11 protein-coding genes are annotated in these 12079 nt (G+C 55.5%); 6 read left to right on the top strand and 5 right to left on the bottom strand.

Annotation, left to right across the window (positions count from 1 at the left end; genetic code table 11):
• Window positions 1-449 precede the first annotated feature (449 nt).
• The 5 genes from V2S86_RS09130 (at window position 450) to htpX (ending at window position 5344) form a co-directional block, all read left to right on the top strand.
• Window positions 450-947, top strand: coding sequence for a GAF domain-containing protein (locus V2S86_RS09130; RefSeq protein ID WP_330762150.1), 498 nt, complete (start codon window positions 450-452; stop codon window positions 945-947).
• 95 nt (window positions 948-1042) lie between these two features.
• On the top strand, window positions 1043-1753 hold the full coding sequence (proQ, locus tag V2S86_RS09125; protein WP_004943519.1) for an RNA chaperone ProQ: 711 nt from the start codon (window positions 1043-1045) through the stop codon (window positions 1751-1753).
• A 19-nt stretch (window positions 1754-1772) separates the two neighbouring features.
• Window positions 1773-3818: a carboxy terminal-processing peptidase gene (gene prc, locus V2S86_RS09120; protein ID WP_330762149.1), complete on the top strand. Its 2046-nt coding sequence runs from the start codon at window positions 1773-1775 to the stop codon at window positions 3816-3818.
• A gap of 147 nt (window positions 3819-3965) precedes the next feature.
• On the top strand, window positions 3966-4268 hold the full coding sequence (locus V2S86_RS09115; protein ID WP_330762148.1) for a DUF4260 family protein: 303 nt from the start codon (window positions 3966-3968) through the stop codon (window positions 4266-4268).
• A gap of 197 nt (window positions 4269-4465) precedes the next feature.
• Window positions 4466-5344, top strand: coding sequence for a protease HtpX (gene htpX, locus V2S86_RS09110; RefSeq protein ID WP_006320327.1), 879 nt, complete (start codon window positions 4466-4468; stop codon window positions 5342-5344).
• Between the two features lie 48 nt (window positions 5345-5392).
• Here the strand turns inward: htpX and V2S86_RS09105 are convergent, their stop codons facing one another.
• The gene (locus tag V2S86_RS09105) at window positions 5393-6787 is read right to left on the bottom strand and encodes an MFS transporter (RefSeq protein ID WP_330762147.1); all 1395 of its coding nucleotides are present in this window, start codon (window positions 6785-6787) and stop codon (window positions 5393-5395) included.
• A 230-nt stretch (window positions 6788-7017) separates the two neighbouring features.
• On the opposite strand from V2S86_RS09105, the gene kdgR reads away from it, so the two are divergent.
• Complete coding sequence (gene kdgR, locus V2S86_RS09100) at window positions 7018-7809, top strand: DNA-binding transcriptional regulator KdgR (protein ID WP_330762146.1); 792 nt, start codon at window positions 7018-7020, stop codon at window positions 7807-7809.
• A gap of 125 nt (window positions 7810-7934) precedes the next feature.
• On the opposite strand, the gene V2S86_RS09095 is transcribed toward kdgR, so the two are convergent.
• From V2S86_RS09095 to kduI, 4 genes are all read right to left on the bottom strand, one after another.
• A complete protein-coding gene (locus V2S86_RS09095; RefSeq protein WP_330762145.1) occupies window positions 7935-9326 on the bottom strand; it encodes an L-cystine transporter in 1392 nt (463 codons plus the stop codon).
• Window positions 9327-9508: 182 nt separating this feature from the next.
• On the bottom strand, window positions 9509-10057 hold the full coding sequence (locus V2S86_RS09090) for a metal-dependent hydrolase (protein ID WP_330762144.1): 549 nt from the start codon (window positions 10055-10057) through the stop codon (window positions 9509-9511).
• 208 nt (window positions 10058-10265) lie between these two features.
• Window positions 10266-11027 carry a 2-dehydro-3-deoxy-D-gluconate 5-dehydrogenase KduD gene (kduD, locus tag V2S86_RS09085; RefSeq protein WP_330762143.1) on the bottom strand — a complete coding sequence of 254 codons (762 nt, stop codon included), beginning with the start codon at window positions 11025-11027 and terminating at the stop codon, window positions 10266-10268.
• A gap of 57 nt (window positions 11028-11084) precedes the next feature.
• Window positions 11085-11921 carry a 5-dehydro-4-deoxy-D-glucuronate isomerase gene (kduI, locus tag V2S86_RS09080; RefSeq protein WP_330762142.1) on the bottom strand — a complete coding sequence of 279 codons (837 nt, stop codon included), beginning with the start codon at window positions 11919-11921 and terminating at the stop codon, window positions 11085-11087.
• Window positions 11922-12079 lie beyond the last annotated feature (158 nt).

Below are 12079 nucleotides of genomic sequence, written 5' to 3'. Positions count from 1 at the left end.
ATAACCCGATGGCTATACGCATTTTTTGTAGGAAGGGCAATGCGGGCCGGCCGTCACCGCAGCGTTTTCCGGGGAGCCTTTCTGGATATGGCTTCATTATAGTCACGGCGGTCGTTTGCGGGCTACCGGTAGCGAAACCTTTTGCCGACCCTGAGGGGGCGTTGACAGTCCGAATCCTCAATGCATTGATATTAAAAGAATAAAATTCAGGGTTGTTGATCGCGCGTTCCTTACGCTAACTCTCTGTTTCAAAACGTCTCATGATTGCTTTGGACAACGCGGCGCAATAGCAATTATGCTGGGGGTAAGCCGACGGGAAAATGGCAAGACAGTGAAACTACCCGCATGATATACAATAGAAAATTAAATCTATTGTAGCGTGCACACATTATGACTGGTTCCTGTGTTTCTCTCTATTCAACACGGGAATAGATAACCATGGTTAACAAATGACAAAAGAAGAATTCTACGCGGAATTAAAACGCGATTTGAGTGCGTTGCTCGACGGGGAAACCAACTTCATTGCCGCACTGTCCAATGCCAGCGCGTTGATTAATGAACGTCTTGACGACGTCAACTGGGCGGGTTTTTACCTGATGGACGGCAACCAACTGGTGCTTGGCCCGTTCCAGGGCAAAATCGCCTGTGTGCGCATTCCGGTGGGCAAGGGCGTATGCGGAACCGCGGTGGCGGAAAATCGCGTGCAGCGCGTTGGCGACGTCCACGCGTTCCCGGGGCACATCGCCTGCGACGCGGCCAGTAATGCGGAAATCGTACTGCCGCTGCAGGTTAGCGGTCAGATCATCGGCGTTCTTGATATCGACAGCACGGTTTATCAACGTTTCGACGAACAGGACCAACGGGGCCTGGAAGCAGTGGTGGCGGGGCTTTGCGTGCAACTGGAACACTGTGATAGTGCGAAATACGTCACTGTGGCGGCAAGTTGATCTACGGTTAACGTGGCATTTACCGATGACGTCATTATAATGACGCCTGTTCATGCCTGTGGCTTGTTGGCAACCCGTTGTAATCAGGAAATTTCATGGAAAATCAACCTAAGTTGAACTCTAGTAAAGAAGTCATTGCTTTTCTTGCCGAGCGTTTTCCGCTCTGCTTTAGCGCCGAGGGCGAAGCTCGCCCGTTGAAAATCGGTATTTTTCAAGATCTGGTAGAGCGTGTTCAGGGGGAAGAAAGCTTAAGCAAAACGCAATTACGTTCTGCACTGCGCCTGTACACCTCAAGCTGGCGTTATCTGTACGGTGTCAAAGTTGGCGCGCAGCGCGTCGATCTGGACGGTAATCCGTGCGGTGAGCTGGAACAGCAGCATGTCGATCATGCCCGCCAACAGCTTGAAGAAGCCAAAGCGCGCGTTCAGGCACAGCGTGCCGAACAAAATGCCAAAAAACGTGAAGCTGCCGGTGAATCAGCCGATGCCGAGCCACGCCGTCCACGTCCAGCCGGTAAAAAACCTGCTGCACGTCGCGAAGGCGGAGCCGCACCGGAGAACCGCAAGCCGCGCCCACAAACTCGTCCACAGCAAGCTCGTCAACCTCGTGCAGCAAAAGAGGAAAGCCAGCAGCGTCATGTGCCAGTCACGGATATCTCTAAACTGCAAATTGGCCAAGAAATCAAAGTCAGAGCAGGACAGAGCGCGATGGATGCAACCGTACTTGAAATCGCTAAAGATGGCGTACGTGTGCAGCTCTCTTCCGGTCTGGCGATGATTGTGCGCGCAGAACACTTGCAGTTCTGATACGGAGGCCAACCAAGGCATGAACAAATTTGTCAGATTAACAGCAGTCGCGGGTCTGTTGTGGGCGGGTGTCGGTTACGGAGCGGATACAGCCAACATCCGCATCGACCAACTGCCTCAGCTTCATCAGGAACCGCAGCATGCTACTGTGAGTGAGCGCGTAACCTCGCGCTTCACTCGCTCTCATTACCGTCAGTTTGCCCTCGATGCGGATTTTTCAGGCAAGATCTTCGATCGTTACCTGAATATGCTGGACTACAACCATAACGTGTTGCTGGCCTCCGACGTGGCGCAGTTCGCCGACAAGCGCAATCAACTGGGCGAAGAACTGAAAAGCGGTAAGCTGGATACGCCCTACGCGCTGTACAATCTGGCCCAGAAACGCCGTTTTGAGCGTTACACCTATGCGTTGTCGTTGCTCGAAAAGCCGATGAACTTTACCGGCAACGACACTATCGATCTCGACCGCAGCAAAACGCCGTGGCCGAAAGACAAGGCCGAACTGGACAGCCTGTGGGATGCGAAAGTCAAATATGACGAGCTGAACCTCAAGTTGACCGGCAAGACCGACAAAGAAATCCGCGAGACGCTGACCAAACGCTACCAGTTCGCCATCAAGCGCCTGACGCAAAGCAACAGCGAAGACGTGTTCCAGCTGGCGATGAATGCCTTTGCGCATGAGATCGACCCGCACACCAATTATCTTTCCCCGCGCAACACCGAACAGTTCAACACCGAGATGAGCCTGTCATTGGAAGGCATCGGTGCGGTACTGCAGATGGATGACGATTACACGTTGATCAACTCCATGGTGCCGGGCGGCCCGGCGGCGAAAAGCAAGGCGATCACCGTGGGTGACCGCATTGTCGGCGTCGGCCAGACCGGGAAACCTGTGGTCGATGTTATCGGCTGGCGTCTGGACGACGTGGTTTCCCTGATCAAAGGGCCGAAGGGCAGCAAAGTGCGCCTGGAAATCCTGCCGGCCGGCAAGGGCACCAAAACCCGCGTCGTTACACTGACCCGCGAACGTATCCGCCTGGAAGACCGTGCGGTGAAAATGACCATCAAGACCGTCGGCAAAGAGAAAGTCGCGGTGATGGACATTCCTGGCTTCTACGTGGGCCTGACCGATGACGTGAAAGTGCAATTGCAGAAAATGGCCAAGCAGAACGTCAAGAGCCTGATCATCGATCTGCGTACCAACGGCGGCGGCGCACTGACCGAAGCGGTCTCGCTCTCCGGTCTGTTCATTCCGAGCGGCCCGGTGGTACAGGTGCGTGATAACAACGGCAAAGTGCGTGAAGACGCCGACGCTGACGGCATCGTTTACTACAAAGGCCCGCTGGTGGTGCTGGTTGACCGCTTCAGCGCCTCGGCTTCCGAGATCTTTGCTGCGGCGATGCAGGACTACGGCCGTGCGCTGATTGTCGGTGAACCGACCTTCGGTAAAGGTACCGTGCAGCAGTATCGTTCGCTGAACCGCATTTACGATCAGATGCTGCGGCCGGAATGGCCGGCGCTGGGCTCGGTGCAATACACCATCCAGAAGTTCTACCGCGTTAACGGCGGCAGCACCCAGCGTAAGGGCGTAACGCCGGATATCCTGATGCCTACCGGCGTCGATCCAGCGGAAACCGGCGAAGCGTTTGAAGACAACGCCATGCCGTGGGACAGCATCAACGCGGCTACCTACAGCAAAACCGGTGACCTGACACCGTTCGATCCTGAACTGCTGAAAGACCATGAGCAGCGTATAGCCAAGGATCCGGAGTTCCAGTACATCGCGCAGGACATCGCCCATTACAAGGCGCTGAAAGACAAGCGTAACATCGTCTCGCTCAATCTTGCCCAGCGCGAGAAAGAGAACCACGATGATGACGCTACCCGTTTGCAGCGCATTAACGATCGCTTGCAGCGCGCCGGTAAAAAGCCGCTGAAGGCGCTGGAAGATTTGCCGAAGGATTACCAGGAACCGGATCCATACCTGGATGAAAGCGTGCATATCGCGTTGGATCTGGCTCACCTTGAACAGGCGCAGCCAACCCAGCAGCCGGCGGCGAAGTAACGCAACCGGATAAATAAAAAACGCACCTTCGGGTGCGTTTTTTGTAGGTGCCGCTAAAGGAACATTGAAGCGTTAGACACCCCTGTGAGGCAATGATGAGCGAGCCAACTCCTCCGATGCGGGCTTGAGTCGCTGCTGGTTTTGCTGGTGTCCGTAGCGCTGTGTTACCACCGGGAGTACAGCTGGCTATTTCCTGATACCGGACATTCCGTTCCTGGGCTATGTGTTTGGCAAAAAGGTGGGGCGATAGGTTATAACCTTGCTCATTCCTATATCGGCCCGGCGCTGTGCGCTTTACTGTTTGTCTTTTCCCCACAGCAGTTCTGGCTGATGACGGCGCTGATTGGGTGTGCCCATATCGGTTTTGACCGCACCTTGGGTTACGGGTTGAAATATGCTCAAGGTTTCGCCTATACCCATCTCGGGCGTCTGAATAACAAATCCCACTGACTTGCCGTCAGAAAAACCACCGCCTTGTGCAACAATCGTTTACAATTTGAAAAGCCATGCTGGAATGCCGATTTTGTAAAGTTTCGTATTTTTAGTAGGTTAATGGCATGCAACTCTTGAAACTGTGACGAATGCCCATACGATCTAGGGTATCCAAGGCAGCGTTTTGTTAACATTTATGAGGAAGTAAACATTTTATGATGCGTATAGCTCTGTTCCTGCTCACCAACCTGGCGGTGATGTTGGTTTTCGGGCTGGTGCTCAGCCTGACAGGAATCCAATCCAGTAGCGTTCAGGGCCTGATGATTATGGCCGGTCTGTTCGGTTTCGGCGGTGCCTTTGTCTCACTGCTGATGTCCAAATGGATGGCGCTGCGCTCCGTAGGCGGGGAAGTGATTGAACAGCCGCGTAACGAAACCGAAAACTGGTTGCTCGAAACGGTGCGCCGTCAGTCGCAGCAGGCAGGCATTGCCATGCCGCAGGTCGCTATTTACCACGCACCGGACATTAACGCTTTCGCCACCGGCGCACGCCGTGATGCTTCGCTGGTTGCCGTTAGTACCGGCCTGTTGCAGAGCATGAGCCGGGATGAAGCGGAAGCGGTTATCGCGCACGAAATCAGCCACGTCGCCAACGGCGATATGGTCACCATGACGCTGATTCAGGGCATCGTGAACACCTTCGTGATCTTCATCTCTCGCTTGATTGCACAAGTAGCCGCCGGTTTCCTCGGCAACCGCGACGGTGAAGGCGAAAGCAACGGCAACCCGATGATTTATTTCGGTGTGTCGATGGTGCTGGAACTGGTGTTCGGCATTCTGGCCAGTATCATCACCATGTGGTTCTCGCGCCACCGTGAGTTCTACGCCGATGCAGGCTCCGCTAAACTGGTGGGCCGCGAGAAGATGATTGCAGCGCTGCAACGCCTGAAAACCAGCTACGAACCGCAGGAAGCGGGCAGCATGATGGCGTTTTGCATCAACGGCAAATCCAAGTCGTTCAGCGAACTGTTCATGTCGCACCCGCCGCTCGATAAGCGTATCGAAGCGCTGCGTTCAGGTCAGTACCTGAAGTAACGTTAAGAATGTTAAAAACCCCGGCTTACCGGGGTTTTTTTATGTCTGCTATTTGGCTTGCGGGCTGCGTTCCGCCGGTTCGGCGCGCGGTTGGGTGATACGCAGGCTGCTGACCGCGGCCGCCAGCGTGGCGAAAGCACCGGCCAGGATCAGCGAGGCGTGAGTACCTGAGGTGGGGAACAGGTTGAACATCAGCGCCACCAGCGCGGCGCCGGAGGTTTGTCCTAACAGGCGGGCAGTACCGAGCATGCCACTGGCACCGCCGCTGCGGTTGCGGGGCGCGGCAGAAATAATGGTGTGGTTATTCGGCGACTGGAATAGCCCGAAGCCGGCACCGCACAGCACCATGCGCCAGATGATGTCGAGATCCGACGGGTTAGGCGGTAGCAGCGCCAGCAGGAACAACCCCAGGGCAAAGACTCCCAGCCCGATACAGCCCAATAACCCGGCGTGAACCCGCTCCACCAGCCGCCCGGCGAGCGGTGCCATAACGATAATCGCCAGCGGCCAGGGTGTCAGCAGCAGCCCGGTCGCAACTTCATCGCGGCCCAGCGTGCTTTGCAAAAAGAACGGCAGCGAGACCATTGCCAGCATTTGCGCGGCGAAGGAACAGATGGAGGTGCCCATCGACAGGGCGAAAATAGGGATGCGCAGCAGGTCGACCGGCAGCAGCGGAAACTCTTGTCGCAGTTGGCGGCGGACGAAGAAGAAACCGATAACCAACAGTGCGGCGATCTCGCTGAATATCAGCGTCAGGCTCTGGCCCTGGGCAAAGCCACTGATGGCGGTGATCAACAGCCCGAAGGTCAGGGCGTTCATCACGGCGCTGGTCGGGTCAAAGCGCTGATTGCTGCTTTTTTGGTTATTGCCGGGCAGGAACTTCATTCCCAGCACCAGCGCCACAATGCCAATCGGCAGGTTAATGGCAAACAACCATTGCCAGGAAGCTACGGACAGTATCGCCGCCGCCACCGTGGGGCCTGCCGCCGAGGAAAAGGCGACAATCAGTGAGTTGATGCCCATGCCGCGCCCGAGAAAGCGCTGCGGATAGATAATGCGGATCAGCGCGGTGTTGACGCTCATGATGGCGGCGGCGCCAAACCCCTGAAGCACGCGGGCAATGGTCAAGGTCACCAGCGAATCGGACAGGGCGCAAAACAGCGAGGTAATGCTGAACACCAGCAAACCGGCCTGATAGATGCGACGATAACCAATCAAGTCACCGAGCGAGGCCAGCGACAGCAGTGAAATGGTGATGGCCAACTGATAGGCATTAACCACCCAGATAGAACTGGCCGGGCTGGCGTTAAGATCGCGTGCGATGGTGGGCAGCGCCACATTGGCGATCGCACCGTCAAGCACGGAAACGGTAATGCCCAGGGCGATGGCGAGGATGGCCCCATAGCGTTGCGGGACGGGGAGGCCGTCAGTACAAGAACGCATGTTGATCTCAAAGGTATTAATACGGGGGAATATTAATATGCTAATCATATTCGCCGGTGATTGCACCTTCGCTGGCCGGCTCAATTGTAATAACCGATGAGGGTGGACCTAATCCATTCATCTTCTGGCATTTCCCTTTTGGCTCCATTGCGGGGCATCAGGGCTTGCGCGTATACTGAAACCCTTGTTCAAATTTCTTAAAACAGAAAAAGCTGAGTAGGATAATGACTATGGCTAACGCAGATCTAGATAAACAACCGGATTCTGTTTCATCAGTGCTGAAAGTGTTCGGCATCTTGCAAGCGCTGGGCGAGGAACGCGAGATCGGCATTACTGAGCTTTCCCAACGGGTCATGATGTCCAAAAGCACCGTCTACCGTTTTCTGCAGACCATGAAGTCGCTGGGCTATGTCTCTCAGGAAGGGGAATCGGAAAAATATGCGCTTACTCTCAAGCTGTTTGAACTCGGCGCCAAGTCGCTGCAGAACGTCGATCTGATCCGCAGCGCCGATATTCAGATGCGCGAGCTGTCGAACCACACCCGTGAAACCATTCACCTCGGTGCGCTGGATGAAGACAGCATTGTCTATATCCATAAAATTGACTCAATGTATAACCTGCGCATGTATTCACGCATCGGCCGCCGCAACCCGCTGCACAGCACCGCTATCGGTAAAGTGTTGCTGGCCTGGCGCGATCGGACGGAAGTGGAAGAAATTCTGTCGCAGATTGAATTTACCCGCAGTACTCCGCATACGATTACCCGCGCCGCTACGCTGCTGTCGGTGTTGGATCAGGTACGTGAACACGGGGTAGGCGAAGACATTGAAGAGCAGGAAGAGGGGCTACGTTGCATTGCGGTGCCGGTATTCGATCGCTTTGGCGTGGTGATCGCCGGGCTGAGCATCTCATTCCCCACCATCCGTTTCTCCGAAGATGCCAGGGCGGATTACGTGAAACGCCTGCATACCGCCGCGCGCAACATTTCCGAGCAGATGGGTTACCACGATTACCCCTTCTAAGCTTGCCTTCATTGTGTAGCGCTTTCCACACGCCAGGCGACTGCCGAAATAAATCAACGAATCGCTATCGCAGACATAAAAAAACCGGAGCATCGCAGCCCCGGTTTTTTTATTGCGGACGAAACTTACTGGTGAGCCAGTTCCACTTCGTCTTCACTGTCCATAATGCTTTTGTCCGTCTGCTTCATCAATTGGCTGGTGACGGTGCCGGCGGTCATCGAACCACTGACGTTCAGCGCGGTACGGCCCATGTCGATCAGCGGTTCGACCGAAATCAGCAGGGCGACCAGCGTGACCGGGAGGCCAAGCGCAGGCAGCACAATCAATGCGGCGAAGGTGGCGCCGCCGCCCACACCGGCAACGCCGGCGGAGCTGATGGTGACGATACCCACCAGCGTGGCGATCCACACCGGATCCAACGGGTTGATGCCAACGGTTGGGGCAACCATCACCGCCAACATCGCAGGATACAGGCCTGCACACCCGTTCTGGCCAATGGTGGCACCGAATGAAGCGGAGAAGCTGGCGATGGATTCAGGCACGCCCAGACGGCGAGTCTGCGCTTCAACGTTCAGCGGAATGCTGGCGGCGCTGGAGCGGCTGGTGAAGGCGAAGGTGATGACCGGCCAGACCTTGCGGAAGAATTTCGCCGGGTTAACGCCGGTGAAGGCCAGCAGCAGGGCGTGTACCCCAAACATGATTGCCAGACCGAGGTAAGATGCCACCACGAAGCTGCCGAGTTTGACGATATCGTGGATGTTGGAACCGGCCACCACTTTGGTCATTAACGCCAGCACGCCGTACGGGGTCAGTTTCATCACCAGACGCACCAGCTTCATCACCCAGGCTTGCAGGGTGTCGATAGCCACCAGTACGCGCTGGCCTTTCTCTTTATCGTCTTTCAACAATTGCAGCGAAGCCACGCCCAGGAAGGCAGCGAAGATCACTACGCTGATGATCGCGGTCGGGCTGGCACCGGTCAGATCGGCAAACGGATTTTTCGGCACGAACGACAATACCAGCTGCGGTACGGTCAGATCCGCCACTTTACCGACATAGTTGCTCTGGATGGCCGCCATGCGCGCGCTTTCTTGCGTGCCTTGCACCAGGCCTTCCGCGGTCAGGCCAAACAGGTTGGTTACCAGCACACCCACCAACGCGGCGATCAGCGTGGTAAACAGCAGAGTACCGATAGTCAGGAAACTGATTTTGCCCAGTGAGGAGGCGTTATGCAGCTTGGCTACCGCGCTCAGGATTGAGGCGAATACCAGCGGCATCACGATCATTTGCAGCAGTTGCACATAGCCGTTACCGACAATGTTGAACCAGCTGATGGATTCTTTCAGTACCGGGTTGTCCGAGCCATACACCAGTTGCAGGCCCAGGCCGAATACGACGCCCATCACCAGGCCGACCAGTACTTTTTTCGCCAGGCTCCATTGCTTATGGCGGGTTTGCGCCAACAGCAAAAGGAGGGCGACAAAAACCACCACGTTAATTACCAGCGGAAAATTCATCCCCAATGTCTCCAATCATTTTTCTTATATAAAAACGGCTACGCACCAAGGTGTAGCGATACCAAATATCGTAACAGTTTGCGCAACGGCTCACTTATATCCAAATGGAATTTGATATAACGTAGGATATGAATTTGTTTGATTAATATACTTTATGAATATTTAGTGGCCGATCTTTGTGATCACAGTCTGATATTTTTGATTTGTTCAAAGTAGGACTGCACTGGAATGGTGCAACCCCCTTGCCAATAGATGGCGAAAGCCACTAGGCACAGGCACAGGGCGCGCTCCAACTGATTGCCTTTCTGAGAATTTAGCACCGGCAGGCGAAAACGCCAGCGACAGGGCCACAGCAGCGGCACGCCGGCAGGGGTGAGCATATCGGCCAACAGGTGGCTGAAATAGCCGATAATCATGGCATGCAGCACGTCGGGCGGAATGGGCCAACTGCGCGGCACGTCTAACTGGAACAATGCCATACCGCCGATGATCGCCAGCAGGCTGTGGGTGAAACCTCGATGCCCAAAGGCACGGGAAATGGGAATGGCGATCCAGCGCAGGCGTTGACCCAGGACCGATTTGGGGTGATCGATATCGGGCAGCAGTGAGGTCAGCAGCGCGGCAGGGATGATGTGCCACCAGTCGCCGGTGGCCAGCTCTGGAGTCACTTCGGCCTTCTTGGCGAAAATCGCGCAAGCGACAGAGAAAATAAGATGCCCTTCCGCGGTCATGCTGCTGTTGTTCCGGCTGGTAAACTGTTAATTTATCCAGTATATGGGAAAATTAACAGTAGCGGAAGCGGTTACCCTGTAACTAATTGTTTATTTTCCCCGGTTTTACAACGAGTTGTTACGTAACACGATGATGAATTGCGCGTTGTGAAAACCGTGGAGGCAAAAAAGGCTCTGTATGCAGAGCCCGGTACGGATAAACTTCACGTCAGCGTGCCAGCCAACCGCCGTCGACCGCGAGGGTATAGCCGTTAACGTAATCCGAAGCGCCCGAGGCCAGAAACACCACCGGCCCCATCATATCTTCCGGCAGACCCCAGCGCCCGGCCGGAATGCGCTCCAGAATTTCCAGATTGCGCTCCTCATCGGCACGCAACCGCTCGGTATTATTGGTGGCCATGTAGCCGGGGGCAATGGCGTTGACGTTAATGCCATGCTTCGCCCATTCGTTGGCCAACAGCCGCGTCACCCCCATCACTGCACTTTTTGACGCGGTATAGGATGGCACGCGAATGCCCCCCTGATAGGAAAGCATTGAGGCAATATTGATGATCTTGCCACCGCCGCCTTGCCGGATAAACTGCCTTGCCGCTGCCTGTGCCATGAAAAACAGGGTTTTTATATTCAGGTTCATCACATCGTCCCAGTCTTTTTCACTGAAATCGATGGCGTCGTCGCGCCTGATGATGCCGGCGTTATTCACCAGAATGTCGATGTGACCGAATTCGGCGACGGCGTTTTCCAGCAGGGGCGAGATCACGTCGATGGTGCTCAGGTCAGCGTGCAGATCGAGAAAACGCCGACCGAGTGCCCTGACCTTGTCCTGAGTCTGCTGCGGGCGGCTGCGGTTGACGCCGATGATATCGCAGCCCGCCTGTGCCAGACCCACCGCCATGCCTTGGCCCAATCCGGTGTCGCAACCGGTCACCAGCGCCACCTTACCGGTTAAATCAAAAGAATCAGCAACCATAATCATACTCTCTCACCGCGCGGCCGGGTGCCGCGCAGCCATTACGGGGAAAGGGGATCAGCGCAGTTCGCTGACGGCGACGTGGTCCATATCGCCAAAGATCTGGTTCTCGCCAATCATGCCCCAGATAAAGGTATAGCGCTGGGTGCCTACGCCGGCGTGAACCGACCAACTTGGGGAGATCACGGCCTGCTCGTTATGCACCAACAGATGACGGGTTTCCTGCGGGTGACCCATCATGTGAAATACCGCCGTTTCGTCGTTCATATCGAAATAGAAATAGACTTCCATGCGTCGCTCGTGAGTGTGGCAGGGCATGGTATTCCACAGATTGCCTGGCGCCAGTTTGGTCAGGCCCATGGTGAGCTGACAGGTCGGCAGCACGTCCGGCACGATGAATTTATTGATGGTGCGGCGGTTGCTGGTGGCGTCGTCGCCCAGCGTCTGAGGGGCGGCTTCTGCCAGCGTGATTTTCCGATTCGGGTAGCGGGTATGCGCCGGGGCGCTGTTGTAGTAGAACTTGGCCGGTTTGGCCGGGTCGAGGCTGCTGAAGCCGACGTTCTGAGCGCCCTGGCCGACATACAGGGCTTCTTCATGGCCAATTTCATAGGTTTCGCCGTCGACGGTAATGACCCCGGCGCCACCGATATTGATTACGCCCAGCTCGCGGCGCTCCAAAAAGTAACTGACGCCAAGCTGTTGGCCTACTTCACTGCCGATAGTCACCGTTTTGCTCACCGGGTTGATGCCGCCGACGATGATGCGGTCAATGTGGCTGTAGGTCATGGTGTAGCTGTCGGCTTCGAAGATTTTCTCGATAAGAAACTCGCGGCGCAGGCCGGCAGTGTCGAGCTGTTTGGCGTGATCGCTATGAATGCTTTGACGGACGTCCATCTCAATGCCTCTTTGACTAAAGAAATGCGGGAGAAAGCGCCGAACGGCAGAGTTGCGCTGCGTGGCAGTGACAGCGCTCGCCGGCCACCCGGCGCTTTCTTGATGTCCCCAGCATAAATAAGGTGGCACGTTAATTCAATAAAAATGAAATAATGTTT

This window comes from Serratia sp. C2(1) (assembly GCF_036352655.1).
In the GTDB taxonomy this organism is placed as follows: Bacteria; Pseudomonadota; Gammaproteobacteria; order Enterobacterales; family Enterobacteriaceae; genus Serratia; species Serratia inhibens.
The sequence above is the reverse complement of the archived record's forward strand: the minus strand, read 5'-3'. Positions and strand labels throughout refer to the sequence as shown.

What these genes read in the sequence shown, in the direction of transcription:
- V2S86_RS09130 (WP_330762150.1), top strand. Translation starts at nt 450, where the DNA reads ATGACAAAAGAAGAATTCTACGCGGAATTAAAACGCGATTTGAGTGCG.
- proQ (WP_004943519.1), top strand. Translation starts at nt 1,043, where the DNA reads ATGGAAAATCAACCTAAGTTGAACTCTAGTAAAGAAGTCATTGCTTTT.
- prc (WP_330762149.1), top strand. Translation starts at nt 1,773, where the DNA reads ATGAACAAATTTGTCAGATTAACAGCAGTCGCGGGTCTGTTGTGGGCG.
- htpX (WP_006320327.1), top strand. Translation starts at nt 4,466, where the DNA reads ATGATGCGTATAGCTCTGTTCCTGCTCACCAACCTGGCGGTGATGTTG.
- V2S86_RS09105 (WP_330762147.1), bottom strand. Translation starts at nt 6,787, where the DNA reads ATGCGTTCTTGTACTGACGGCCTCCCCGTCCCGCAACGCTATGGGGCC.
- kdgR (WP_330762146.1), top strand. Translation starts at nt 7,018, where the DNA reads ATGGCTAACGCAGATCTAGATAAACAACCGGATTCTGTTTCATCAGTG.
- V2S86_RS09095 (WP_330762145.1), bottom strand. Translation starts at nt 9,326, where the DNA reads ATGAATTTTCCGCTGGTAATTAACGTGGTGGTTTTTGTCGCCCTCCTT.
- V2S86_RS09090 (WP_330762144.1), bottom strand. Translation starts at nt 10,057, where the DNA reads ATGACCGCGGAAGGGCATCTTATTTTCTCTGTCGCTTGCGCGATTTTC.
- kduD (WP_330762143.1), bottom strand. Translation starts at nt 11,027, where the DNA reads ATGGTTGCTGATTCTTTTGATTTAACCGGTAAGGTGGCGCTGGTGACC.
- kduI (WP_330762142.1), bottom strand. Translation starts at nt 11,921, where the DNA reads ATGGACGTCCGTCAAAGCATTCATAGCGATCACGCCAAACAGCTCGAC.